This is a genomic window from Streptomyces alkaliphilus, assembly GCF_014141535.1.
Classification (GTDB): Bacteria; Actinomycetota; Actinomycetes; order Streptomycetales; family Streptomycetaceae; genus Streptomyces; species Streptomyces alkaliphilus.
Window position 1 is genome coordinate 1 of sequence record NZ_VKHT01001160.1, and the last position, 1,429, is coordinate 1,429.

The 1,429-nt window shown below is 72.8% G+C and carries 2 protein-coding genes; one reads left to right on the plus strand and one right to left on the minus strand.

Annotated elements, in window-relative coordinates; translation table 11 throughout:
- Positions 1-181: 181 nt before the first annotated feature.
- Entirely contained in the window at positions 182-694 is a 513-nt protein-coding gene (locus tag FNQ90_RS23110; RefSeq protein WP_143622801.1) for an Lrp/AsnC family transcriptional regulator, read from the plus strand.
- A gap of 78 nt (positions 695-772) precedes the next feature.
- Here the strand turns inward: FNQ90_RS23110 and FNQ90_RS23115 are convergent, their stop codons facing one another.
- A complete protein-coding gene (locus FNQ90_RS23115; protein WP_323380137.1) occupies positions 773-1,396 on the minus strand; it encodes a TetR/AcrR family transcriptional regulator in 624 nt (207 codons plus the stop codon).
- Positions 1,397-1,429: the final 33 nt, after the last annotated feature.

The window sequence follows — 1,429 nt, forward strand, 5'->3', positions numbered from 1 at the left end:
GAGAGGTGTATAAAGGAAAGGAGCCCGGGAGGGGATGTGTGTGTCGGGGGTCACGCCTTCCTCCCCACCGATTGTTCGGTTGGGACGGCATTTCGGCTACATCCGGGAAGAGCCTGTGGACAACCGGTGTGTGAATCGGAGCCGGGAGAGCAGAATGTCCAGGACGGGGAGGGAGCGGGGCATGCCGGAGGAACAGATGGCCGCGACGCCGCCGGGGACGGGTGAGCGGCGGCCGCGCCCGGCGGCCCGGCCGCTGGACACGGTGGACGAGGCGATCGTGCGTCTGCTGCGCCACGACGGGCGGGCCTCGGTGCGGTCCGTGGCCGAGCGGGTGCACATCTCCCGGGCCAACGCCTACGCGCGGATCAACCGGCTGGTGGAGGACGGCGTGATCCGCGGCTTCACCGCGCGCGTCGACCACGAACGGGCCGGCCGGGGGGCCTCGGCGTACGTCACGCTCAAGATCGTCCAGGACAGCTGGCGCTCGGTGAAGGAGGAGTTGGAGAGGCTCCCCGGCGCCGCGCACATCGCGCTGGTCAGCGGGGACTTCGACGTGTTGCTGCTGGTGCACACCGCGGACAACCGGGAACTGCGGGATCTGGTGCTCACCCGCATCCAGGCGATCCCCGGGGTGATCGGCACCCACACCCTGTTGGTGTTCGAGGAGACCGACCTGTTGCCCGAGCCCCCCTGAGCCGGGGTACCCCGCCCGACCGGCGGTCGCCCGGGCGCGCGGGGACGCGGGGACGCGGGGACGCGGGGACGCGGGGTGCTACCGGCCGCCGGCGCGGAGTCCGGCGAAGGCGGTCAGCGTGACGGCGCGGGCGATCGCCTCGGCGCCGGCGGGGTCGTCGGCGGCGCCCTCGTCCCCCATCCGGGGGCGGTACCACTCGGCGACGGAGTTGACCATGCCGAACACCAGGCGGGTCGCCAGGCGGGGGTCCACGTCCGAGCGCAGATCACCGTCGGCCACGGCCCGCCGCAGCAGTTCGGTGACCCGCTGGTCGAACTCCCGGCGCCGTTCCAGCGCACGCACCTCCGTGTCGGTGTTGCCGCGCACCCGCAGCAGCAGGGTGACGTAGGGCAGGCGTTCCACCAGCACCTCGACGGTGCGACGCACCACGTACTCGAGCCGGTCGACCGCGCGTCCGCGCAGGGCGTCCGGTTCCTCCAGGACGGCGAACAGGCCCTCCAGTGCGTGGTCCACCGCCCGTCGCAGCAGTTCCTCCTTGCCGCGCACGTGGTGGTAGATGGAGGACTTGGTTATCCCGGCGGCGCGGGAGAGGTGCTCCATGGAGGTGCCGTCGTAGCCGCGCTCGTTGAAGACCTCGACCGCGATCCGCAGGAGGGTCTGCGGGGTGTGGGTCTCCCGGGTCGGCGCGGCGCCGGCGGGCACGACCGGTCCCCCCGGGGCCGTGCCGTTCGGGGC

What these genes read in the sequence shown, in the direction of transcription:
- FNQ90_RS23110 (WP_143622801.1), top strand. Translation starts at nt 182, where the DNA reads ATGCCGGAGGAACAGATGGCCGCGACGCCGCCGGGGACGGGTGAGCGG.